Raw genomic sequence first — 24,827 nt, 5'->3', positions numbered from 1 at the left:
GCGTCTTTTTTTATACTGTTACATTTAAGTGCATAAGTTTTTCAGGATTAGCCATCATATAAATGTTTGAAATTTTCTCATCCTCAAATATGAATGAAAGTACATACGTCACTTTATTATTTATTGTAACTATAACGCCTGGTGCACCATTTACTATTTTGAAATCAACACTATACTTTTCTGGCAATCGTTTTGCAATTCCAAAGAACAAACGTATAATTTTATCTGCAGAATAAATCGGATTAATTGCAGTTGTAACTTTACCACCACCATCTGCTTTAAATATCGCATCTGTTTTTAATACCTCTAACATGCCTTGCGTATCCCCACGCTGTAATGATGATACAAACTTTTCCACATAGGCAGCCATTTTCTTCGTACTTAATGTTGATTGCTTCGGCTTATCTAAAATACTTTTTCGTGCGCGTTGAAAGATCTTCCGGCAATTCACACTACTTTTATCAACAATTGAAGCTATTTCCTCGTAGTCATAACTGAAAACCTCTCTTAATATGAAAACAACCCTTTCTACCTCAGACAATTGTTGTAAAAGTAATAAATATGCCGTAGAAATTGATTCTTTCATTACAAATGACTCTGCTGGCTCATCAGACTCTTCCACAAATGGCTCTGGTAACCACATCCCTACATATACATTACGTTTACGCGCTGCCGAACGTAATGTATCAATTGAACGATTTGTCGCCATTTTACACAAATATGCTTTCATATTTTCTATAGATTGAACATCCTCTATATTATTTACCGCGATAAATACGTCATGAACGATATCTTCAGCGTCCATAACACTCCCAAGGATTCTATATGCTAATGAAAATAATAATGGTTGATACGCTTCATATAATTGCTCCGTTTCCATGATGAACTGCCTCACTTTCTAATTGCTTTAAAATGTGTAACGCTGCACGTTTCCCGCTTGCTACCGCAGCATCAGCTAATATTTCATCATGCCCAGCCCAATCTCCTGCAACGTAAACACCTGGCATTTCAGGTATATTAGGGCCCGGTTTTTCAACACGGTCAATATGAGGAAAATCATGTACTACCGTTATTTTCGGTAAATATTGCTTTGCAACAACTTCTCTTTTCCAATTAGGATGTAGCAATTCCATCGTATTTTCTAACTGTTCTTGATCATCATGAAAATGATTTATCTCAAGCATAGGATTATGGTACTTAATTAAACTCACTACAAGTGCTCCATCTTCACTTAATTTAGCTGCTCTTGATTGATTCGTAAAAAATATGGGTTGGTCTAACCCCAATGCAAAATGATGCAATGGATTCGGTAATCGTTTCAAACCAATATCTAACGCTGCCACAGTCACTTGTATTGATTGTTCACTCCATTTTTGCAAACTTGTTCCTTCTGTACCTTTTATAATTTTACATGCCTCTTTCGGTGGAGTTGTTACAATAACTGCCCCTGCTTCAAATACTTCATCGTCAAAACAATGTATTCTTTGTTTTCCTTCACAATGCTCTATTTTTAAAACATGCTTTTTAGCCAGAAATTGTACACCACTAGTATTCGCTATTCCTCTTAAATTTGTTATTATCGTCTCCCAACCACCATCTACATAAAGTACTCCTTCTTTCATAGAAAGCTGTATTTGCTTTAGTACGGAAGATGCTAATTGCATTGTAGGAGCATATGTGTATGTCGTTGTTCGGCATAACGCATAAAACATATTTCGTACCATAGGATCCTGTATTTCTTTTTCTGCCCATACAGAAAGACTCATTTTTGGAATCATATTTATATCCAATTTCCCTAAATGAATCATAAGGCGAGAAAATTGTATTTTAGCTGACCATGAAAGTAACGGCGTTGATAAAATGGAGCGAAAATCCGTTGGGATAGTATATACGTCATCTTTCCATATTCCGTGTGCTTTCGTGGACGGCATTCCTCCCGTAAGATTCATACCAAGCTCGTTAAATGTTAAGAACGCTTCTCCTCCGCGGTATAAAGCGTGTGCTCCAAGGTTCATATATATGCCATTTTTATTTATTGTCATCGCTCTGCCACCAAAACGGCTTGATTTTTCTAATACAACAACTTTCCTTCCTTCTTTCGCTAAATATATAGATGCTGTTAATCCAGCAAGCCCACCACCAACAATTGCTACATCAAAATGTTTCATAATAAAATCCCTCCTTATCCGTTCTACATACGAGACGAACGATTAAGGAGGGATGTGACATGAAAATATATTTTTACTTATCTATTTTATTTCATTATTTTGTTATTCTGTCATATTGCATACGAAATAACTCAATTGCAAATGGAATATCCTCTTCACTCTTTATATAATAACTTATCCATCCTGATTCAGGTAATACGTGATGTGGTTTCACCAATCCTTGGCTCACTAATTCATCCCGCTTTACCTTTGGAAATGGTAAATCAACTAACTTATCGCCATGCAAATGACCAAGTTCTTTCTTACCATAATTTATTTCAATACTACCAAATCGATGCGGTTTTTCAGAAACACCTGCCCAGCCAAGTTCTTCATTTCTAATCATTTCACTAAATGACATGAACCTTCACCCCTTTTTAATGATTGATGTAATATTAAATTAACACGTTCATTACTTTTTTCCATCAATCCAAAGTATGAATGGATATACGAATATAGTTTAATCTCAATATCTTTATTTTTTTACACACTTAAAACAATTTCAAAGGGTATTTATTCTATTATATAGAATTATTATTAAAAATAAATTTAAGGGATGGATATATATGAGCAAGGTATTATTACAAAAGGCAAATTATCTACGATCTGATGAATTAAAGCTTTTGAAAAAAGCTATACATTTTGCAGAGCAAGCACATGATGGACAATACCGTCAAACTGGAGAACCATATATTATTCACCCTTTCGCGATTACAGAAATACTGCTAAATTATAAAGCTGACATTACAACAGTGATTGCTGCTTTATTACACGATGTTGTAGAAGATACCGAATACTCTCTAGAAGAAATTGAATCACATTTTGGTGCGACTATTCAATATATTGTAAATGGATTAACAAAAGGAAAAAAACTACAAGATCAAAATAAAGTATTATACGAAGCAATTAATTTTAAAAAATTACTAGTATCCTCTCAACAAGATATACGTGTTGGCATTATTAAAGTTATAGATCGCCTTCACAATATAAAAACATTGAGTGTTAAAAAACCCGCAAAACAAGTAGCTTATGCGAATGAAACATTAACACTATTTGCGCCGCTTGCAAAGCGATTAGGGTTATATACAATCCAGCATGAATTAGAAAATCTTGCTTTTCAATATCTACATAAAGAAAGATATACTGAAGTACATAAATTTTTAACCGAATATGTGCCACACCTTCAAAAAAATATAACTCATTTAAGAAAAGGGATACATTCTTTTTCTAATACAAACCTTTCATTTGAAATAAACTATGAGTTTCCCCCAGTATATACTGCGTACTCACAATTACAAGAAATACAAAATGTATCAGGTATTTCACAAATTTGTATTACAACTACAAGTGTACTAGATTGCTATAAAATTCTTGGAATAATACATCAATTATATAAACCAACTATAAACTATTTTGAGGATAATATAGCACTTGAAAATAGCCATTTTAATAACAACTTAAAAACTAAAGTCAATATGAATGATGCTGAACAAACAATTATCATTCAAACACAAATAGCAAAAACGTTGAAAGATAACGGTATTTTTTCTTTATTGAATGATAGAACTGCAAATATTCAAGCAATATCTTATAAAATAATGGATGATACAATTGTGAATAACAATTTATTAACTACAGATCCAATCACTTTCCGTAGTTTAGTATCGTATGAACTATTTGAAAATACTATTACAGCTTATACTACAGATTTACAACCAGTTTATTTACCTGATGGTGCTACAATCATTGATTTTTCTTTCTCTGCATTTCCAAAAATTGCACATAGCATGAAAAAAGTAAAAGTAAATGGGATGCCTGTTCCACTTAAAACAAAGATATCTCATTTAGACGTAATTGAAATCCATTTTGATTCAAAACAAAACTTGGCAATAGAATGGCTAAATTACGCCAATACTGCTAAAGCACAATTAATGATTCATCAAAAACTATCTTAAATAAAAGGCCAATTCCTTTCTATAAGGCATTGGTCTTTTCATATAACGTAACCATTAAAATATACGAAATAAATTTCAATATTTTTACTCCTAACCTAACATCAATAATTCCGACTTTCATTAGTTCGCTCTAATTTTTATCCGTATTTACATTATGAGAAATAAGAAGCACAACCTATATTCTTTATAAAACAGGTGAATTTATTATGATACAGACAAATGCACATAACTAACACTAGGCACATATCCTAAAGTTGTATCCATACTTACCTATAGAAAGGCGGGTAATACAATTGACTTCTAATATCGACTACACTTCCCCCTCAACTAATTTCACTCATGATTTAAGTAAAAGTAATTTTTTTAAGAAAGATGCCCAAAATTATATAAATGTACTTGGCATGAAACAATTAAATACTTTAGAAAATACTTCTTTATTAGATATTTATTTAAGTACAGGGAATGTTGTAGAACCACATATTCATCAAAATGCAGCTGAACTCGTTTACTGTATTTCAGGATCTGCTGTTGTTTCTTTACTTAATCCATTTACGAATCAAATATTAAACTTACCGATAAAACCAGGGCAAGTTGCCAACATTCCACAAGCGTGGTGGCATTATGAAATTGCTTCAGCAGATAATACTCATTTATTAGCTATATTCGACGCCCCAACCCCAGAAGTTATTTTTGGTTCTGATATTTTAAGATTAACTCCCGCTAATATGATGGCTCATACTTATTGCCTCAATGAACAACAATGGAAACAAGCCGTATCCCCAATTCAATCCACTACGGTAATTGGTCCTCCCGGAAACTGTAATCAAAACCGCGACATGATAAATCAGTCAACTCAGCCCCCTACTCAACAACAAAATCTATATTACCAAGATTCTTATTACTTCCCTCTATACTGGGGGTATTAATTAGTATCATTTTAATAGAACCACCATTTATCTCCTCGGAAAATATCGAGGAGATTTTTTATCGTAACAATTAATAGAGTACATACATATAATATTTATATATTTAATTGGAGGTGATAGTACTATGAGTAATTATAACTATCGAAAAAACTACTCTAATAATAAAAATAGTAGCTCTTCAGCATCCTCTCAATCTTCGAACTCTCAATCTTCCGATTCCCAGTCACAAAGAGATTTAGCCGAGCAAGGCTATGTAAAGAAAAAAGGATGTAACTGTAATAAAAATAAATAGTTTATTACTAATTTGAGCAATGACATTTCACCGCTCATGATTAAAAATTTAACCCACTAGTATATAGTTTATTTAATGAATGAATTCTGTTTTTAATAGAATTCATCTTTTTTGTTTATATGTAATTTTTCAAACCATATAACTTATTCCATAAACAATAAAGTGTAAATCATAAATTTTGATTTTTCTTATATACCAACTTAACAAAGAGTAACTTTTCAATTGATTTATTTCTAATTTCCCACAAAAAATATAGCCCCACCTAATAAAATTAGGTGGGGCTATATACAAATGCCTGTTTAAATTTCAAACAAACATTGTAACAAGTTAGACGATATTAATACCTGCACTTACAAATCCAGCAACTGCAGCTATTGGACTAGCAGCTGTTAATGAAACATATAATAATACTTTATCCCCAGCGGCTACCGGAATTGCTTCAGGTATGATACCTGATGCTGTAGCACCAATCGCTATTACGGCAAATGCTGGTGCTAATAATAAAGGTGCGCCCTGTACTGTAAACGTATTACTTGCTGCAGGTGCAGTTAATATTTGTATCTGCACTTGAACAGGTGTTAATGGAGCTAATGCAGCTGTTGCACTAAAGAAACCTGCTAACGATGTAATAGTCCCTGCGCGTGGTGCTACAAATGCATAATCACCTATCCCTAACGCTAATGTGATACTTGTTCCACCCGTTAAAGCTATGCCAGGCTGACTAAATCCAAATCCAAGAAGAGTTCCTGTATTAGCTATTATCGCGTTAACTAACGCAGATGGTGTTGTACCTGAAGCAAACGGAATAATAGCTCCGCCACCAGTTGCTCCTGTTGCTCCTGTTGCTCCTGTCGCTCCTGTTGCTCCTGTCGCTCCTGTCGCTCCTGTTGCTCCTGTTGCTCCTGTTGCTCCTGTCGCTCCTGTTGCTCCTGTCGCTCCTGTCGCTCCTGTTGCTCCTGTCGCTCCTGTTGCTCCTGTTGCTCCTGTTGCTCCGCCTCCTGTTGCTCCTGTTGCTCCTGTTGCTCCTGTTGCTCCTGTCGCTCCTGTAGCTCCTGTTGCTCCTGTCGCTCCTGTTGCTCCTGTCGCTCCGCCTCCTGTTGGACCTGTTGGACCTGTTGGACCTGTCGCCCCTGGAGTAGCATTGATTAATTGAATTAATAAATTAAAAAGAAGTTGTAAAGTTGCAGAATCAACATTTGAGTTGCAGGATATAGGGATAAGATCTAAAGCGAAGAAGAATTGTGCAAGGGCGCTATAAAATTGTTGCAATAATGTTGACAATTGTCCTAAATTAGGTGCTGGAGATTGTAATAAAACTATAATACTTTGAGTTAATTGTTTCAAAAAATTAACTTCTGGAGAAGGTAATAAGGAATTTAAGAAAATTAAAAATTGATTAAATAAATCGAGTAACGCTAATCTGTTTGCATTACTTGGATTTGCAAAAAATGCTGAAATAGCTGATACTAATGAGTTTAGTAAAGTAATTAATTGACTTAATTGTTCCCTAGTAATAGGAACTGACTGTGGATTTTTACAACAATCTGCTGAAAAAACAATTGGATTGCAGTTATTATGACCAAAACAATTATTATTTGACATTTATTTCCTCCTTACTTTTCTTATAGTTGAGTGTTTTCCTATTCTAAGAACTATAAAAGATGCGATTGTAAAAAGTAGTTGAGTTATATGTTTCTCTTAAAATAGGAAACATGAATTATAATCAAACTTGAAAACGTAATTTAATTATGTTCATGACTCACATATTAATTATATGTTTTTAATAATTGACTGCTTAGATTAAACACCTAAACTTAAGAGTTTATTTTATTTTTCCACGTTTATCTATTAGGTCCAAAAGCACATTTTCATTTAAAAATTAAAACATAAATAAATCATTAGCATATATTCTACAAGTAACAACATCATTCTTTCAACTAATTAAAAATGATACCTTTACTAATATTGTGTTCCTTCTATAATCATGAAGCCGTTTCTATTATAAAAAACTTTCATACAATATAGTGGACAAGTTATTCTATACTTCGTTCAAAAAATAATTAAAGGAGTGAAATTTAATTGCCAATTATTCAACCATTTATCGCTTCTAGAAGATTTACATCTACACTAGGAGCTGGAACAGGAACAGGTGCAGCTTTTGCAATTGCTGCAACAGCTTGTTTAAACGATGCCGGTACTACTGCAACTGCCTTTCCGACTTTTACGTATTACAACCTCTATGTAAACGGCATAATTCAACCTAGCGTGAACTCCAGTGTCACCACAGGTCCTACTGGTGCTATTACAATTCCTGGCGGAGATGTATTAGACGGTGGAATTCCAATTACAATTGAATTTATCGTCACTTAATTTTAACTAACCAAATTTAGAACAAAAAGGACAGATTTCTCTTTATAGGAAATCTGTCCTTTTTAATTGATAATAATAAATTGTAGGATAATTGAAGATCCTTGTGAGGGTGGTTCAGCATCTAATAAAGTTAACTGACCAGCTGTAACTTCATAAAAAGGTTGTGGTTGAAGAATTCCATTTATAAATAGATTAATATAAGAAACTTCACTCGGTGATAAGATTTGTGTTGTACCGTATTGTGCTATACCATCTGCATTAGTATATATAAGTTTTTCCCCATCTGAAAAAGTAAAATATAATAGGTTTGTTGTTGGGATTGTTCCCGGTATTCCCGTTGGACCGGTTATTCCTGTTGCCCCTGCTACTCCCGTTATTCCTGTTGCTCCTGCTGCCCCTGTTTCTCCGGTTGCTCCGGTCGCTCCGGTCGCTCCGGTTGGAAAATTAATAGACGGAAGAGGTGGAAATGTAGGACCAATATTTTTAGAATCCATAACTTCCTTAGACATTGGTAATTTGTCATATCGATTCAAATTTGCATCTCCCTTCTATAGTATTTATTAAATGTTAGATGTTCCGAAATGTTAAAAGAATTATCTAAAAAAACACTATTAATCTCTCGATTAAAATCTTTGTACAAAATCAAATTTAATGTAACTTACTAAAAATGAATGTATTTTAAACAGCATGCCGTTACTATAAAAAATATTATTAATAGAATATATGAAAAGTATCTCCTTTATCATAAAAATGAGGTGATTTTAATTAAAAATAAAGATAGAGAAAATCCCCAAAATAATGACGTACAATTATCCTTCCTTATAGACTAACTAGTCCTACTGGTAGTACTGGACCCATGAGTAATACCGGCATAAACGTTACAACAAATTCTATGTTTGCAAATAATACAGTGGATGGAACAGTTTCAGTTGTACTAGGGTGGTACTAACATACTACTTTCAAACAATCAAAGCCTTGATAGCTTTGCAGTCAATAGTGCGAATGATTTATTTACAGTCCCTGTAACGGGACGTTATTATCTTTCTTATCAAATTAATACTACAACTGTACTTCTTGCGGGTTCAAGACTAATTTTAAACGGATCTACATCACTTCTGGGCTCAATTCTATCTCCTGCCTTATCTACTTCAAGTTATAATAATAATTTAATTACAATATTAAATGCAGGTAATACTATTTCTCTTCAATTATTCGGTCTCTTATCAATTGTCAATTTAGTCGGTGGTGGATCAACTGGCGCCTCTCTAACAATTATACGAGTTGATTAATAAATGATTCATTTTTTCTTCTTAGCTTTAAATGCCATTCCCCTATATAGATAGTAGAAACTATCTATACTAAATATTCCGGATAAACATTATCAATTTACTCTATACGCTATCAATGTTAAGTTATTTATGAAGACAGTTTCTCCTTTACTAATCATCTCAATATGTATTTGAGAAACATTCTCCAATCCTATACGCGAGAGAAATACTGTGTTGACACTCAAATGAGTGTCTTTTTTTTGTATTTTTCACATAATAAAAACCACCTTGTATAGATGGTTTTATAATTACGCTTCCCTTATATTTTTTATGTACATAAAAACTTATGAAGCTGGATAATAAATTGTCATACTCAACCGAGTTAACGTACTTCCTGAATTATAATAAGCGTGAGGTCTATCCGCCTTAAACCTGATTGAGTCTCCACTATTTAATCTATATTGACAATTATTTACCTCAATTGTCAGTTCACCATCAAACACAGTTATAAATTCCTCTGTTCCTTCTTTATGCGCTTCAGCATATAACTTTCCTTCTGTTTCAATTTCAACAGTATAGATTTCAAAATGTCTATCATCTTGAAAAGGAAAAGAAGGATACACTTTATATCTCCCATTGTCTTCTGATAATACTTGAACATCGTTTCGTAAAACCACTTTCGTATCAGGCTGTGGATTATTAATTAAAGACGTAAAAGACACTTTTAAACCATTCGCTATCTTCCATATTGTTGTTAGTGTCGGGCTTGAATCTCCTCTTTCAATTTGTCCAATCATCGTTTTACTCACACCTGTTAATTGGGAAACCTTTTCTAAACTTAATTTTTCTTTCTCACGTATTGCCTTTATATTTTTCGCCAAAATAAGTTGAATTTCTTCCATAAAAAAACACTCCTACACTATATACAATATAACGACCGTTATGTATAATAAAAAGCACACGTTATATTGTTCTTTTCGGTCATTATAACATACAAAAAAATACTTAGGGGGTTTTGAAATGCCTTTATTTTCTTTTTTATTATTTGTTTTTATTAGTAGCTTCACACCCGGTCCTAACAATTTTTTAGCTATGACATACGCAAATCAACTTGGTTTGAAAAGGAGCATGCAATTTTGCTTTGGAGTAGCTTTCGGTTTTTTCCTCCTCACTTCTTTATGTAGTTTCTTTAATATAGTACTAATTAATATTTTACCTAAAATCGAATTACCTTTAAAAATTTTAGGAGTAGCATACATGTTATATTTAGCTTTTAAAATACTCACTAGTAAAGGCAGTACGGATCCCGATGAAAAAGATAATAAAAACTTATTTACAGTGGGGATTTTTCTTCAGTTTGTTAACCCTAAAGGGATATTATTCGGACTGACTGTAGTTTCTACTTTTATTCTCCCTTACTACCATTCATATTCTAGTTACCTATTCTTTTCATTGTTTTTAGGCATAGTCGGTTTAATGAGTACATTTAGTTGGTGTCTATTCGGGTCGATGTTTCAAAAACTTTTATTAAAACATAACCGAATATTTAACATTATTATGGCAGTTTTATTAGTGTTTAGCGCTATTTCAATTGTTATCAACTAGCTCCATAACCATCCTAATTCTTAATTTAACAGTCAATCTGAAATAAATAATTATCCTTCCACCTATCATCTTTGTTTTTTTAGTTTTAAGGTGGGAACCTTCTAACGATAAGATTCCCACCATATCATACTAAATAAGAAGTGTGTTATATAAGGAGGAGGTTTTCATTAAGACTACTTTAATTTCTCATTTTTACAATGAAGAATATTTACTTCCATGGTGGTTAATGCATCATACAAAACTATTTGATCACGGTATTCTAATTAACCGAGGATCTACTGACCGTTCAGTGGAAATATGTAAGTTATTTGCACCTCATTGGGAAATTCGCAATTCAAAAGTATTAGAATTTGATGCCTATTTAGTTGATCAAGAAGTTATGGAAATTGAAAAAGAAGTTACTGGATGGAAAATGGTATTAAATACGACAGAGTTTCTTTGTTGTTTTAATAAAGAACAATTTTTCACTTCACTTAACTCTAATGGAGGGAACATGTTTTCCATTAGAGTTATAATGATGATCGATGAACCTTCTCACGGCTATTCTAATCCAAGATACAGTATTCCACTAGTCAAACAACGTTATCACGGTATTTTAATCCAACCCAGTCCCAATCTGCTTTATCTCAACGGTAGATTAATTCACAATATTTTTCATGGTGACTACAGAGTCGGCAGACATGGCTCACATTATCCATATAGCATTTACATGCAGCCTGCTTTCGTTTTAAAATTTTTTTATAGTCCATGGAACGAGGCTATGAAAAAAAGAAAATTACAAATTGGACCCACTCTTTCTAAACATAGTGTACAGCGTGGTTTAGGTTCTCATCATTTAACAACACTTGAAAAATTAGAAAAAAACTATACGCACTATGCGACCTTAACTACTGATCTTCGGTTAATCCCAGAATACCAAACTGTATTTCCCGATCTATGCTTTCCTAACTATTAATATCGTAAAAAGGTTAGCTATACATTTCTTATATTTGGGTTAACTGAAACAAATTCTACAGAACATACATCTAAAATTCTTTCTCTTATTCTCCTAAATAGAACTTTTTTCTACCTTGTACAAACAGTTCTTATCCTCATTAAATATAATATATAGACAAATAGAAGATAGGAGATTAAAGAATGGCTGATTTTTTTTATAAACATGGTAAAAAGTACTATAAAAACTATTCATATTCTCACAATAAAAAAGAGAACTGTTTCACTAAAACGCATACGATTGCTGGCTCAAATATACCGTTAGATATTATTGTACCAGCTAACACTTCAAGAATAGTTTTTGAAGATGCTACTAATAATCACAATAAAACATTACTGCAGTTTCATGTTCCTGGTACTTCTGCACCAATTGTTGTAACTATTCGTACAAGAAATTCTCGTAGACCGATTACCGCTACAATAGCTTCAGGTGAAACAAGAATTCTTCAAGTAGAAAATTTTGAAAGCCTCACTCTCACAAATAATAATAATACAAGTAGCGACATTGGTGTTTATATCCAAAAAACGTTTTGCATCTGCTGCAATGAACAAAATGATTATTATAAAGAGCATTCATATTCTATTAACGAAGATAGTAACTGTTTTGTCGAAACTCACACGATTGCTGGTTCGGGAACTACCTTAGCTGGAAATGTACCTCTCGATATTATCGTACCCCCTAATACCTCAAGAACAGTATTTGAAGATTTTACTATTAATCACAACAAAACTTTACTTCAACTATCTGTTCCTAACGATTCCGGTCCCATTGAAGTAACAGTTCAAACAAGAAGTTCTAACATACCAATTAATGCAACTTTAGTTCCTAATGAAACAAGGATCTTTCAAGTAGAAGATTTACAAAGCCTTACTCTCACAAATAATTCCGATACATTTGATTTTATTGATATATTTATCAATAAAACATTTTGTATTTGCTGTGATGACCAGAACAACCCTTGCGATGAATGTAACCATGAATACGACAATGATTATGATTGTTAATTTTAATGAAAAAGAAACCTTTTTATAAAGGTTTCTTTTTCATTAAAACAACTAACATCCGATAATATACGTACTTACTTATCTACCGTTTCTCGTTTCTTAATAAAATAGCATTTTTGTTTATAAATTTTACACATTTAAAGTAGACAAGCATATGTTATTATATGGAGATTTCCTCCACTCATAAGTTTCTTATCTTTCTAAGAGTACGTTTATAGGCGTGCTCTTTTGATTTTTTATCCAATAACGATTTTTATATCCACACGCTTCTTACTAAGCTTCATTGCTAAATAAGGTTGGATATATTTTTTCTATTTTTGAATGTATAATCCAAAACTTATTACTAGAAACTGTACAAATACTAATAGCTCTTCAAAAAAAGAAGCACATGCTTCTGTGGCAAAAGACAATTCGAGTTGACGAATTTGATTTTTCGCATCATCAAAATCAGAAGCTACAACTTTTTATTAAATACAACTTCAGCCTTATGACCTTGCAGTATATATTGAAAATACTTTAGCTAGTCATAGAAAACCTTATGGATCAATCGCAGTATATAAAAATCCAAATACTTCTCAACGGATAGGATTATGGACAGTATATGATCCATCAAGATATTTAATATATTCCTAATTTGGTTGGGTAAGTAATAGACCAATTAATCCATAATAAGAAAAAGAGGCTGCGAAATAATTACAGCCTCTTTTCTTTAATCGCATTTTTCTATTTGGTCGCCTTCTTCACCTGCATTTTCTGCCGAACTATCCGTTCCGCCTCCTACTGCATGTTGCTGTTTAGTATTAGAACTTTCGATGGCAGCGTTGGTTCCCGCTGCACTGTCTTCTCCACCACCACTTGCCACTTGAGTAGCACTAGCCTGTTCCTTACGGGTTTTATTAATTTGATTATTAATGATAAGTACAAATTCTGCCTCTTCATCCGAAGTTTCTTTTTTCATTTTATGCGGCTCAATCTGGTCCCCACTAATTCCTTTATTTATGGCTTCGCCTCCAGCGCCCACCGTTTCTTGCTGTCGGGTATTCGATGAATCGATTGCTGCATTACTTCCTGCTGCACTATTTTGTCCGGCTCCACTGGCAATTTGTGTTGTATTCGGTGCAAATGTAATCTGATTATTAATGACAATGACAATTTTTCGTTTATCAGCAAGATTTCCCAAATTAATTTCTTCTCCATCTTTTTTTACAAATCGAAACGTGATTTTTTCATTGTTTTCCATATTCTCCCCCCTTTGTAGTATTAAATGACTGGAGAATGATAATGGATTGGACAAGCGTATTTTTTTATAAATATGTGACCCCGCCCACAATGAAGGATGTATTACCAGGTTCCGGTATTTACCTCATATTAGGTACGTTGGCTTGGCGACAGTCCAGCATCCGCCGAATTTCGGAATGCATGGAGAAAAACCTTATAGGAGATATAGAAAGAGAGATTAGTAGAAACATTGGTATATAAAGGTTTCTAGGTTTCATTATATTTTCCTTTTCTTATTTATATTTATCAGCCAAATATCTAGCATAGTGAACTAAATTTCTAGCTACATCTAATTCAAGATTAAATATATTAGGTACCCCTGGTCTCCAATTCACCTCAAATAACCACAATTTTTGATCCTTATCAATCCCTACATCAATTCCTAACTCATCAAATAGTATATCCTTATATAAAGAATTAAAATGGTTAGAAAAAGTTACTGCAAATCGTTCTAAATATCTTTTAATATTATACCAATCGTTATCAAACTCCGCTTTTAAAAAAACATCTAAATACGTACTATAACCACCCTTAGCCATATTTGATACAATACTTCCTAATGGACCTATTCTCGGGAATATAGAAGTAACAACCCACCTGCCTTCCCCATTTCTTTGAACATGCAATCGAAAATCATAAACATGACCAGATTTCATTTGACATGAAATAAACTGTTGAATTATGTAACCTTGCTCTTGAATCTTATCAGATATAAAGCTCCGTAATTGTTTTTTATTAATAGATGAAATTTGTTCTGACTCATTCATACTGTAATTCATCCCATTTTTTTCAATGAAAATAATACCACTACCTTGATGTCCAGAAATTGGTTTAATAATAAGTTTTTCATAACGATTAATCATGTCAAAAAACTTATTAACATCATTTAATTCATAAAAAGGAATAAGATATTGCTTAAATTTTTTCGCTCTATTTATTCTGTTATATACACTTAATTTATTTCCAATTGAATGACTTGTAAAAGGAACTTTTTCATGTAGATAATCATAGATTTGCTGATTTTTATCACTAACATGAACACTTGCATTGTAAATAACATCTGGAAAAGAAAATTCTTGTTCAATCCACTTACCATTTTCATAAGTTTTACCTAAAATCTTCTTCGTTTCTATATTTACTTTTCCTAAAGTAAAATAAAAAAATTCCACACCTTCAGCTTTAGCTACAGCAGCATAAGTATATGCTTTCTTTACGTCATTCGGATCTTTCCGATGATGAAGCATACCAATTATAGTCATGTTAGTTCTTCTTCCCTTCTTTCTAAAGATTTTTTTCAAAACAAATATCAAATTCATTATATATATATTCATGTTCTTCCTCATTCAACCATTTTTCGAAAAATCCAGAACAAGCTTAACCTCATTTTAATATTCTACCTATAGAAATAATAAACCTGAGATTTTATAAAATGATAAAGGTTAAGGTGACATAAAATGGATACTATCGTTTTCATTGAAACAAATAAATCTGGATCAAGTAGGGAAGCAATCAAAGCAGCTGAAAAACTTAATTTCTTTACTGTTTTATTAACTAAAAAAACAAAATTTATTAATGAACGCACTATATTCCCTGATGTACATCAGATGATTTTCACTGATATAAATGATTATGATAATATAATTACAACAATTGAAAAATTAAATACATCAGGAAAAAACATAAAAGGGATCTTTAGTTTTATTGACCCTTTTGTTTATGTGGCTGCACGTTTATCAGAAAGATTTTGCTCAAATATTGTATCTACTAAAGCTATCCATCATATGGAAAACAAAATATTAACTCGTAATGTACTTAAAGAATTACCAATCTCACTCAACTATTTAATTTACAAACCAACAGAATCATTATCATCTTTTCTTGAAAAAACTAAAGAAATAAATTTCCCTCTTATTGTAAAATCCCCTAAATCAACAGGATCCAAAGATGTATTATTAGTAAAAAATAAAGATCAATTAATCTTATCTATACAAAGTCTTTTAAAAAAACTACCTAATGAAGAAATTCTACTTGAAGAATATATAGATGGACCTCAGTACTTAGTTGAAATTTTAGTTCAAGATGGAAAAGTCCATATTATAGCAGTAATTGAACAAGAAATTACACTTTTTGAACGTTTTATTGTTACTGGTTATTCTTTACTAGGACAGGTAGACAAAAGACTATATAATAGTCTTTTCAATGCAGTTAATTCTGTTATTCAGGCCTTTAATATGAAAAATGGAGCGTGTCATCTAGAACTCCGGAGAATAAAAGATGTTTGGAAATTAATTGAGATAAATCCCAGAATATCAGGTGGAGCAATGAATGACATAATTGAAATTGGACATGGAATCAACTTAGTGCAAGAGACTATTCAGTTAATGTTAGGAAATAAACCTTCACTAAATAAAAAACATTATAAATATGTGTACGCTCATTACCTAACAGTTAAATTTAAAGGAAAACTAATTCGAGTTACAGGGAAAAACCGTAGTTCTAAATATCCTGGTGTAGAGAAAGTTTATATAAAACCTAAAAAAGGAACTATCTTAAAACCACCTACATCAATGGGACATCGATGTGGATACGTTTTAGCTGCAGCCTATTTTAAAACAGAAGCTAAAAAAATAGCTTTAGAAGCAGCTAAAGAAATTTCATTTGAAATCCAAAAATAATAAATACGACATATATACACCAACTGATGAAAATATACTAAAAATCATATTTCTTATAATTTTAATTTCTTTACTAAATAGACGACTCCAAAATGTTTTAATTTATATATGATAAAATATATCCATCGCCGATATGTCCAAACATGTAATTTTCATAGCAGCAAAATTACAAATATACTTTTACAACATGATTCAAAAATCAATGAAGGAATGTTTTAAGTGAAAGGACATATTCGAAAAAGAGGAACAAAGTGGTGTATTATTGTCGATATCGGAGCTGATTCAGAGACAGGAAAAAGAAGACAAAAGTGGTTTTCGTGATACATTTAAAGCCTATTTGAAAAAATCCGAATTAAAAAACATTAGATTTCATGATTTACGCCATACTCATGCAACGCTTCTTTTAAAACAAGGAGTACATCCAAAGATTGTAAGCGAACGATTGGATCATAAGGACGCTTTCATAACCTTAAATCGCTATTCACATTTTTCACCTAGTCTGCAAAAGGACGCTGTTAAAACATTTAGTGAAAGACTATTCGGATGGTAATGTTTGCAAATATAAAAAATGAGGTTTCTCTTTTCTAGAGAAACCTCACCACATCAATGTTTTTGTTAAATTTTAAACTGACTCGTATACAAATCAAAGTAAAACCCACCATCTTCCATGAGAGTTTCATGATTTCCTCTCTCTAAAATACTTCCATCTTTTATTACAAGTATTTGATCTGCTTTTTCAATCGTTTTCAGCCGATGAGCGATTACAAAACTTGTTCGCCCTCTCATTAAATTATTTAATCCAGATTGAATTTGTAATTCTGTTCTCGTATCAATATTAGATGTTGCTTCGTCGAGAATTAATATATCTGCATCTGCTAAAATCGCTCGTGCAATCGCAAGGAGTTGTTTTTGTCCTTGACTTAAATTCGAACCTTCTGAAGCAATTTCCGTTTCATATTGATTCGGTAGATGTTTTATAAAAGAATGTGCTGATGCTGCTTTTGCTGCTGCAACTACTTCTTCATCACTTGCATCTAAACGTCCATATCGAATATTTTCCATAATCGTTCCTGCAAATAAATACGTATCCTGTAAAACAACCCCTATTTTACTCCGCAAAGAATTAATATCATAATCCTTGATATCTTTTTCATCAATGCTAATTTGCCCTTTTTGAATGTCATAAAAGCGAGTTAACAAATTAATAATTGTTGTTTTTCCTGATCCAGTTGGACCGACTAAAGCGATTGTCTCCCCAGGATTCGCCTCGAGACTCACATCTTTTAAAATCATGTTGTCCTGTGCGTATCCAAATGAAACTTTCTCAAGCCTAACATGTCCTTGTAAATTTTGTACAAGTACTGCATCTTTTTTATTTTGAATTTCTGGTACTTCATCCATAATTTCAAAGACACGTTCTCCTCCAGCAACTGCCGCTTGAATCGTATTCATTAAAGTTGCAAATTGACTAAGTGGTCTTGAAAATTGTCGAGAATAATTAATAAAAGCTGCAATGACACCTACTGTTGTCATTCCGTTTAATACCATTACCGATCCAGTTCCAATTACAAGCCCCATTCCTAAGTTATTAATAAAGTTCATACTTGGAAAAATAAATGCTGAAAACGTTTCAGCCTTCGTTGCTGAAATTCTTAGCTGTTCGTTAATTTCATTAAAGTTATGTACGGTTTCTTTTTCTTTTCCGTATAACGTAGTTACGTCTGCGCCTGTAATAGCTTCCTCAATAAATCCATTTAATTCTCCTAAATCCTTTTGACGCTTCGCAAAGTTTTTCCCACTATAAGCAACTAGTTTTTTCGTAACGAAAAACATAATAGGTACTGTAATTAAAGTTACAATCGCTAAAATCCAATCTAATGAAAACATCGCAATTGTTACACCTATAAACGTTAACGCTGATGAAATGATTTGCACAACACTTTGTGTCAAAGCTTGATTTAAGTTATCAATATCATTTGTCACACGGCTCATTAAATCACCTTGAGAACGTACATCAAAGAATCGTAGAGAAAGTGTTTGGATTTTTTCAAAAATATCTTGTCGTATTTTTTGTATAGTCTTTAATGCAACATTAATCATTACAAATGTTTGTAACCATGTTAATAATACGGTTATCCCATATATTGCAATGAGTAGCATGCACATTCTGGCTGTCCCGCTTAAATCCTTCGGTACAATGTATTCATCAATGATGACCCCCATATAATATGGCCCCAGTAAACCTAGTAATGTCGTGATAAATACAAGAATAATAACGAACATAAGAGATGCTTTTTGATACCCCATATAGTTCCATACTCGCATTATAGTTCCTTTAGTATTCTTAGTTTTTCCCGTTTTCGGATTGTTACGTCCACCTTTATTTCCAAATTGTCCTTGAAAATTACGCACGCTCTTCCCCTCCTTCTTGCTGCAGGCTACCACCTTGGGAAAGATAAATTTCCTGATACACTTCACAAGTTGCCAATAAATCCTCATGCGTACCATTTCCAACTAATTCACCGTTATTCAAAACGAGGATTTTATCAGCATCTATAATAGAAGATATTTTTGATGCAATTAAAAATATCGTTGTGCCACTATATCTTGTCCTTAATGCTTCCTGTATTACAGCTTCTGACTTCGCATCAACTGCCGATGTAGAATCGTCTAATACAAGAATAGATGGCTTTCTCACTAGGGCTCTTGCAATAGATATACGTTGTTTTTGACCACCAGATAGATTGGTTGCACCTTGTGTTAAGTTATATTCATAAGAGTCTTCCAGCTTATTGATAAACTCAGTCGCACAAGCAGATGAAGATGCTAATTCCAATTCATCATAAGTTGCATCTTCTTTGCCATAACGTAAATTCTCTTCTATACTGCCTGAAAAAAGAAGTGCCTTTTGTGGAACGAAGCCAATGGAAGCACGAAGTTTTTGCAAATCGTATGTTTCCACATTAACATCATCTATACATATTTCACCTTGATCAACATCGTAAAGTCGTGGCAATAGTTTCGCCAATGTAGATTTACCACTTCCGGTCGATCCAATAATCCCTATTTTTTCACCTTTACGTACAGTAAAGGAAATATCTTTTAAAACATATTCATTATTTTTCGTATAACTATAGCTAACATTTTTAAACTCTACATTACCACCCACTTGCTTTGGTTCATATACGTCGCCTTCAGTTGTAATATCAACTTCAGTATGTAAGACTTGTTGTACACGATCAGCTGATGGAAAAGCACGGGCAATTTGAATAAATACCATACTAATAGACATAAGTGACATTAAAATGATATTTAAATAGTTAATAAAAGCTAAAATGGCCCCTACTTGGAGTGTACCGTTAAAAACTTTCTCGCCACCAATCCATAAAGTTGCTACAATTCCGCTATTTACAACTAGCATAATAATTGGCATCATCAATGAAATAATTTGTATTGCACGAATATTTATTTCAGTTAAACTTGTATTAACTTTCTCAAACTGTGAGATTTCATATTTTTGTCTTACATATGCTTTTATAACACGTACACCGGATAAATTTTCTTGTAGCTTTGTGTTTACTTTATCTAATGCTTCTTGTACTCGCTTAAATGAACCGCTCGATTGACCTGCAATCAATACAATTGCAACTAATAATACGGGTACCACAACAAGTAAAATTGGAAATAGGTCTCTCGCTGTTACAAAGACTATAATGATACTTCCAATAAATAATAACGGTCCACGGACAAGTACACGTAACGTCATCGTCATTGCCGATTGAATAGATGTAATATCATTTGTCACGATTGTTAATAATTTACCTGTTCCAAATGAATCACGATTTTTGCTAGAAAATGTTTCTATTTTCGCAAACACATCTTTTCGTATGTCTGTAGCGAAATTAACAGCAGCTTTTGTAGAATACATCATACAACCAAGTCCTCCAATTAAACCGATTGCTGCTGCTCCTATCATAAGAAGCCCCATTTTTATTACATAATTCAAATCCCGGTTTGCAATTCCAACATCAATAATATGTTGCATTATTGTCGGTTGAATTAAGTCCATCGCAACCTCAAGTACCATAAATAGCGGTCCAATAATAGCGAAGAACATGTATGGTTTTAAATACTGTAACAACTTGCGAAATGATTTCATACACAATCTCCTTTTTTCATGAAATTACCATCGAATAATTTATAGTCCTCCTTATTTGAGCAATATAGTCTGTAATTTCTCCATTAGTCCTATTATATTAGGTAAATTAATATTTAACATTATTAAATGATAAGTTTTAAATCATTTTTAGTCAATAAAATGGAACTTTAATCTACCAGGCATTTTCACTACCAGTTGATGTGAATACTCTTTAACTTAATAAAAACCGCATTCTCATTTAGTAAGAATGCGGTTTTCCCATCTATATTTGTTCAATTTTAAAATCGAAAACCTCGGTCTCGAATCCATTATTTTCAGAAGGACTACACGTATAAAAACCAATTTTAACAGGCTCATTACCTATGTCCTCCATCAAATGAGCGATTCTTATTTGTTCCCATCGCTGACTCGTTTTCACATATATTGTATAATCGCCAAGTTTTCGAATAATTCAAAAACGTAATTGTTGCTTAGCAAACTCATTTGGATAGTCTTGCGTTGACCAATCAGAATAGCCATTATTCGTTACGACAGCACCTAAATGTGATGGGCCCTCAGGAATATATTCTAAAGATGTTTTTAACCAACACTTCTCAGAAATCATAACAAATAAACCCGCTTGATCGTATGTCGCATTTGGATTCATGCGCAATTGAACCTCAGCCTGAAAATCTGTCATTATCTCATCATAAAATACATGGCCATTCATTACTTCAAAACCATAATGGGTTTTCAGCCAAAAATCTGTTTCTTCTTTCGAATGGACAATGAATGTATCATTGTCTTCAAGTTTGTAAAATTTAGGTGCGTTCATTACAGTAAGTTGCTCAATATGATTTGGTATATATGATGTTTTCATAATTCCTCCATAAAAAAGCATTTAAATTAATATTTAAAACTCAGTTAATACCGGGAATTTATAACCTTTAAAATCTAATTCTTTATTACTTCGAACCATTAAATACTTACTAGTCTGTAATTCTGTATATTGTACATCATCAATTCCTAATTGATCTGGGTAGAAATAAAATTCAATCTCCGTAAATTCCCCAGAGATTTCCTCACATAATTCATCTAAAATCGGAATTACCGGCGCAAATACTCCAAATAATTTTAGTTTTTGATTTTCTACTGTAAAAACAATCAGCGCATCTAATTTCTCTGAATAATAAAGGTTTTCATTCCATGTTGAATCATACATATTTAAATAAAACGAAGAGCGGTAATTTAACGTTGAAAATTTATTAGAAAGCCTTTGGCCATTTTCAATAATCTCATGTATTAATTGTCTATCCTCTTCATTATAAAAATCTAACTTTTTAAGTTGAGAATCTTTGTAACCTTTATTTTCGTATGATACTGTCATCAAATATTCTTGCACAATTTGAAAACCAAATGGTTTATATAGTTCCGGATTTTCAGTAAACAAGACCGCACACTCGCATTGCTCATCAATTTCCTCTATCATCTTACTAAACAATTGTTTCATTAATCCTCTTCTACGATAATTCGGATGTGTCATTACTGATTGAATACCCGTTGCATTTATTTTTTCACCATTAATTAAAAGCGGAAGTGAAAATGCCGCAACATTTGCAATCGCATTATCATCTTGTAAAAATGATAATGCTTTATATGTATAATCCCAATACCCTTTCTCTGAAAAATCCTGCAATGTTTGGCTCGTAATCCCAAACACTTCTTCAAATAAAGGAAATAACTGTTCTCTTCTCGGTTCTTCTAATAGCAAGTTTGCCATTTTTTCAACATTCCCCATTTTGTCCCTCCATACGTCGATTCCATTAATTTAGATATACTTATATGACCTACTCTCAAAAAATAGGCCTTTCAAATCAATATAGTATCATAAAACTTTTAAAAATGGTTTAATTTATTTTATGTTTTGATTATTAAAAAACAAGTCGAATAAACTAGTATTAAGATTTTTGAATAATATCATGTTTATTATATAACAAATGGTGCTTCCTACTTATCTTTCCGATAATAGAAATACACCATTTTATGCAAATATAATTCACCTATTCTTTGGTTCCCTCAAGTCGCTCCTTCGTACTAATTTCTTCTCCCTTCACTCGCTTTTCAAACGTCTTTCTCCAACTAGTAGACAGTGCATTTACTTCTAAAATCCTTTTTAATCCTTCAGAGTTTTGTTTTTCTTTATGCATTATGCGATTCGCAAACAAAATTGACACACCTTTTGGATCAGGCTTCAACAATTTTAAAGTATCTACCGGTAATATCCACCCTTCTTTTAATACTCGAAAATAAAAACCTGTGTATCCTGTATCTTGAAAATATAATGGCAACTTTGGAATATTATATTTCTTCGCTAATTTAAAACAAGGTTGTCTTGGCTGCGTTACTTGTACAATCGCTTCTCCGAGTTGAAACGTGTCACCAATACAAACATCTTCTTCACGCATTCCGCTTACTGTTATATTTTCACCGAAAGCCCCATATACAAGTTCCTGATTCAATTCTTTTTCCCAGTACGGATAGTGATCACCAGTATAAACACAAACCGCTTTATCTACCCCTCCATGATGAACTAAATCCGCCTGTCCATCTCCATTAAGCTTTAAAAATGATAAAAAAACAGGTTCCTTTACTTGCTTTTTATTTATCCCTGTTTGAATTAACTTCCCACCATACATAACCTCTTTTGGCAGTCCTATATTTAGAGATAGGACTTCATATGCTTTAGTCATTCAAATCCCTCCTCTTACTTGCGGCACAACTTTTCAAAAGACTCATTTATTATTTCAAATCCTCTATCTATTTCTTCGTTTGAGATAACTAGAGGTGGTAAAAAGCGTAGTACATTATCAAATATCCCCGCTCCAATACTTATAAGCCCATTCTTCCAAAAATCTTCAATTAGCTTTACTGTTAGTTCTTTTGCAGGTTCTTTCGTTATGCGATTCCACGAACATCACCAATCACTTCGTACTTTAATTGCATTTGATGTAGATGTGACATTATTCTATTTCCAATTTGCTGAGCCCTTTCAACTAGATTTTCTTCTTCCATTATTTCAATTACAGCAAGACCGGCTGCACATGATAACGGACTCCCGGCAAAAGTTCCACCAATTTGTCCTCTCCCAGGAATGTCCATCAACTCCGCACGACCGACAATAGCACTTAATGGTAAACCGCCAGCAATTGATTTTGACAAAGTCATTATGTCAGGTTCTATATGAAAATGTTCCGTTGCAAACCATTTCCCTGTTCGGCCAAATCCAGTTTGCACTTCATCCATTATCATTAAAATACCGTATTGATTACAAATTTCTCGTAATCGTTTTACAAATGAAATGGAAGGAACAATAAACCCACCCTCTCCTTGTACTGGTTCCATTACGATCGCTGCTACTTTTTCAGGTGATACTTCTTCTAAAAACTTTTCAAACTGATAGATGACTTGAGAATCCACTTCTTCAGGAGAAACTCCTTCTTCAGCTCTGTAATAGTACGGATACGGCAATATATGCATGTCTGAAACGAACGGACCAAATCCTGCTTTATATGGAGTTTCTTTGGTCGATAGAGACATTGTCATTAATGTTCTCCCATGAAATCCTCGTTCAAACGAAATTACTTTACTCCTCCCTGTTACTTTACGTGCGATCTTTACAGCATTTTCAATCGCTTCCGCACCACTATTGGCAAACATCGTTTTTTTCTTACTTGTACCTGGCACTTTCTCATTAATTTTCTCCGCTAAAGTAATATAATTTTCATATGGAGTTACATGAAAACAAGGATGTATAAACGATTCTGCTTGTTTTTGTACCGCTCTTACAACTTTCGGATGACAATGTCCAACATTTTGCATACCAATTCCACCAGCAAAATCAATAAACTGATTTCCATCTACATCTGTTATTATCGCTCCCCTTGCTTCTTTTACATATAAAGGCGTTAAATGATATATTCCTGTCGGTACGGCCTCCTCATACCTTTTTTGAAGTACTTGTGAATAACTGCCCGGTAATACACTAGATTTCAACAATTCTTCTTCACCTCATCTAATTTTTTAATCAATCCATTTCTGATAAAGTGATTATATAT

At 32.8% G+C, this 24,827-nt stretch carries 20 protein-coding genes and 3 pseudogenes; 9 read left to right on the top strand and 14 right to left on the bottom strand.

Going from position 1 to position 24,827, the window contains the following annotated elements; all coding sequences use genetic code 11:
* Window positions 1–10: 10 nt before the first annotated feature.
* The 3 genes from MHH59_RS11905 to MHH59_RS11895 all read right to left on the bottom strand — a co-directional run bounded on the left by MHH59_RS11905 (window position 11) and on the right by MHH59_RS11895 (window position 2,568).
* Window positions 11–880: a sigma-70 family RNA polymerase sigma factor gene (locus MHH59_RS11905; RefSeq protein WP_340851246.1), complete on the bottom strand. Its 870-nt coding sequence runs from the start codon at window positions 878–880 to the stop codon at window positions 11–13.
* Window positions 858–2,168, bottom strand: a complete 1,311-nt coding sequence (locus tag MHH59_RS11900; protein WP_078214338.1) for a phytoene desaturase family protein — start codon at window positions 2,166–2,168, stop codon at window positions 858–860. Before MHH59_RS11900 ends, MHH59_RS11905 begins: the two co-directional genes overlap by 23 nt.
* A gap of 94 nt (window positions 2,169–2,262) precedes the next feature.
* Entirely contained in the window at window positions 2,263–2,568 is a 306-nt protein-coding gene (locus MHH59_RS11895) for a luciferase domain-containing protein (RefSeq protein ID WP_340851244.1), read from the bottom strand.
* 205 nt (window positions 2,569–2,773) lie between these two features.
* On the opposite strand from MHH59_RS11895, the gene MHH59_RS11890 reads away from it, so the two are divergent.
* Together MHH59_RS11890 and MHH59_RS11885 are read left to right on the top strand one after the other, a co-directional pair.
* On the top strand, window positions 2,774–4,162 hold the full coding sequence (locus MHH59_RS11890; protein ID WP_002185873.1) for an HD domain-containing protein: 1,389 nt from the start codon (window positions 2,774–2,776) through the stop codon (window positions 4,160–4,162).
* Window positions 4,163–4,455: 293 nt separating this feature from the next.
* Window positions 4,456–5,088 carry a cupin domain-containing protein gene (locus MHH59_RS11885; RefSeq protein ID WP_002085579.1) on the top strand — a complete coding sequence of 211 codons (633 nt, stop codon included), beginning with the start codon at window positions 4,456–4,458 and terminating at the stop codon, window positions 5,086–5,088.
* A 619-nt stretch (window positions 5,089–5,707) separates the two neighbouring features.
* Here the strand turns inward: MHH59_RS11885 and MHH59_RS11880 are convergent.
* Window positions 5,708–6,982, bottom strand: a complete 1,275-nt coding sequence (locus MHH59_RS11880; protein ID WP_340851243.1) for an exosporium glycoprotein BclB-related protein — start codon at window positions 6,980–6,982, stop codon at window positions 5,708–5,710.
* Between the two features lie 477 nt (window positions 6,983–7,459).
* On the opposite strand from MHH59_RS11880, the gene MHH59_RS11875 reads away from it, so the two are divergent.
* On the top strand, window positions 7,460–7,750 hold the full coding sequence (locus MHH59_RS11875) for a DUF4183 domain-containing protein (RefSeq protein ID WP_002031992.1): 291 nt from the start codon (window positions 7,460–7,462) through the stop codon (window positions 7,748–7,750).
* Between the two features lie 62 nt (window positions 7,751–7,812).
* On the opposite strand, the gene MHH59_RS11870 is transcribed toward MHH59_RS11875, so the two are convergent.
* Window positions 7,813–8,283, bottom strand: coding sequence for a DUF4183 domain-containing protein (locus MHH59_RS11870; protein ID WP_340851242.1), 471 nt, complete (start codon window positions 8,281–8,283; stop codon window positions 7,813–7,815).
* 323 nt (window positions 8,284–8,606) lie between these two features.
* On the opposite strand from MHH59_RS11870, the pseudogene MHH59_RS11865 reads away from it, so the two are divergent.
* Window positions 8,607–9,039, top strand: a pseudogene (locus tag MHH59_RS11865) (BclA C-terminal domain-containing protein).
* Window positions 9,040–9,362: 323 nt separating this feature from the next.
* Here the strand turns inward: MHH59_RS11865 and MHH59_RS11860 are convergent.
* Complete coding sequence (locus tag MHH59_RS11860; protein WP_016120192.1) at window positions 9,363–9,920, bottom strand: helix-turn-helix domain-containing protein; 558 nt, start codon at window positions 9,918–9,920, stop codon at window positions 9,363–9,365.
* 118 nt (window positions 9,921–10,038) lie between these two features.
* Between MHH59_RS11860 and MHH59_RS11855 the strand changes: the two genes are divergently transcribed.
* From MHH59_RS11855 to MHH59_RS11845, 3 genes are all read left to right on the top strand, one after another.
* A complete protein-coding gene (locus MHH59_RS11855; protein ID WP_016126928.1) occupies window positions 10,039–10,623 on the top strand; it encodes a LysE family translocator in 585 nt (194 codons plus the stop codon).
* Window positions 10,624–10,765: 142 nt separating this feature from the next.
* On the top strand, window positions 10,766–11,578 hold the full coding sequence (locus tag MHH59_RS11850; protein WP_002127363.1) for a glycosyltransferase family 2 protein: 813 nt from the start codon (window positions 10,766–10,768) through the stop codon (window positions 11,576–11,578).
* 182 nt (window positions 11,579–11,760) lie between these two features.
* Window positions 11,761–12,621 (top strand): hypothetical protein, encoded by an 861-nt coding sequence (locus tag MHH59_RS11845; protein WP_002127362.1) that lies wholly within the window; start codon window positions 11,761–11,763, stop codon window positions 12,619–12,621.
* Window positions 12,622–13,330: 709 nt separating this feature from the next.
* Here MHH59_RS11845 and MHH59_RS11840 read toward each other — a convergent pair.
* Both MHH59_RS11840 and MHH59_RS11835 read right to left on the bottom strand, forming a co-directional pair.
* Window positions 13,331–13,861, bottom strand: coding sequence for a hypothetical protein (locus tag MHH59_RS11840; protein ID WP_003189202.1), 531 nt, complete (start codon window positions 13,859–13,861; stop codon window positions 13,331–13,333).
* Between the two features lie 271 nt (window positions 13,862–14,132).
* The gene (locus tag MHH59_RS11835) at window positions 14,133–15,230 is read right to left on the bottom strand and encodes a YheC/YheD family endospore coat-associated protein (protein ID WP_002165834.1); all 1,098 of its coding nucleotides are present in this window, start codon (window positions 15,228–15,230) and stop codon (window positions 14,133–14,135) included.
* 123 nt (window positions 15,231–15,353) lie between these two features.
* On the opposite strand from MHH59_RS11835, the gene MHH59_RS11830 reads away from it, so the two are divergent.
* Together MHH59_RS11830 and MHH59_RS11825 are read left to right on the top strand one after the other, a co-directional pair.
* Window positions 15,354–16,574: an ATP-grasp domain-containing protein gene (locus tag MHH59_RS11830; RefSeq protein ID WP_016120191.1), complete on the top strand. Its 1,221-nt coding sequence runs from the start codon at window positions 15,354–15,356 to the stop codon at window positions 16,572–16,574.
* Between the two features lie 262 nt (window positions 16,575–16,836).
* The gene (locus tag MHH59_RS11825; RefSeq protein ID WP_370458391.1) at window positions 16,837–17,124 is read left to right on the top strand and encodes a tyrosine-type recombinase/integrase; all 288 of its coding nucleotides are present in this window, start codon (window positions 16,837–16,839) and stop codon (window positions 17,122–17,124) included.
* A gap of 65 nt (window positions 17,125–17,189) precedes the next feature.
* Here the strand turns inward: MHH59_RS11825 and MHH59_RS11820 are convergent, their stop codons facing one another.
* The 6 genes and pseudogenes from MHH59_RS11820 to gabT form a co-directional block, all read right to left on the bottom strand.
* The gene (locus tag MHH59_RS11820; protein ID WP_002165835.1) at window positions 17,190–18,986 is read right to left on the bottom strand and encodes an ABC transporter ATP-binding protein; all 1,797 of its coding nucleotides are present in this window, start codon (window positions 18,984–18,986) and stop codon (window positions 17,190–17,192) included.
* The gene (locus MHH59_RS11815; RefSeq protein WP_340851238.1) at window positions 18,979–20,733 is read right to left on the bottom strand and encodes an ABC transporter ATP-binding protein; all 1,755 of its coding nucleotides are present in this window, start codon (window positions 20,731–20,733) and stop codon (window positions 18,979–18,981) included. Before MHH59_RS11815 ends, MHH59_RS11820 begins: the two co-directional genes overlap by 8 nt.
* 262 nt (window positions 20,734–20,995) lie before the next feature.
* A pseudogene (locus MHH59_RS11810) lies at window positions 20,996–21,592 on the bottom strand (DUF1349 domain-containing protein).
* Window positions 21,593–21,625: 33 nt separating this feature from the next.
* Entirely contained in the window at window positions 21,626–22,510 is an 885-nt protein-coding gene (locus MHH59_RS11805; RefSeq protein WP_078179104.1) for a GNAT family N-acetyltransferase, read from the bottom strand.
* 262 nt (window positions 22,511–22,772) lie between these two features.
* The gene (locus MHH59_RS11800; RefSeq protein WP_078179071.1) at window positions 22,773–23,462 is read right to left on the bottom strand and encodes an MOSC domain-containing protein; all 690 of its coding nucleotides are present in this window, start codon (window positions 23,460–23,462) and stop codon (window positions 22,773–22,775) included.
* A 14-nt stretch (window positions 23,463–23,476) separates the two neighbouring features.
* A pseudogene (gabT, locus tag MHH59_RS11795) lies at window positions 23,477–24,768 on the bottom strand (4-aminobutyrate--2-oxoglutarate transaminase).
* Window positions 24,769–24,827 lie beyond the last annotated feature (59 nt).

The organism is Bacillus sp. FSL E2-0195 (assembly GCF_038003645.1).
GTDB lineage: Bacteria > Bacillota > Bacilli > Bacillales > Bacillaceae_G > Bacillus_A > Bacillus_A mycoides.
This window is presented reverse-complemented; position numbering and strand designations above follow the sequence as displayed.